The organism is Rhizobium ecuadorense (assembly GCF_001187535.1).
Classification (GTDB): Bacteria; Pseudomonadota; Alphaproteobacteria; order Rhizobiales; family Rhizobiaceae; genus Rhizobium; species Rhizobium ecuadorense.
In genome coordinates this window covers 1-278 of sequence record NZ_LFIO01001249.1, presented here as the reverse complement: position 1 = coordinate 278, position 278 = coordinate 1, and the positions used below count along the sequence as shown (strand labels likewise).

Sequence of the window (278 nt, the reverse complement as noted above, 5' to 3'; positions counted from 1 at the left end):
GGGCCGACATGGCAGGCGTCGATCAGCAGCGTCACGCGGCGGTCCTTGAGGCTGTTCAGCCGTGCGGCGATCTCCGTTTCGCGGATTTGGTTGGTGACCATCACCTTGCCGCCCTCGCGCACCAGCTTGGCGTCGACTGCCACCAGCGTCGGGCTCGTCGTTTCCTCGGCGCCCATTTCTTCCGAGCCTTGGCCGCTGAAATAAAGGAAGACGCGGCTTCCCGGCGTCGATTGGCGCCGCTACGTTGGTGGATAGCGGCGGAAGGTGCGGGCGAAGCC

At 65.8% G+C, this 278-nt stretch carries 1 pseudogene; it reads right to left on the bottom strand.

Features of this window, described 5'->3' with window-relative positions:
- Nucleotides 1-236, bottom strand: a pseudogene (locus AF337_RS40900) (caspase family protein); the annotation flags it as partial.
- Between the last annotated feature and the right edge of the window lie 42 nt (nt 237-278).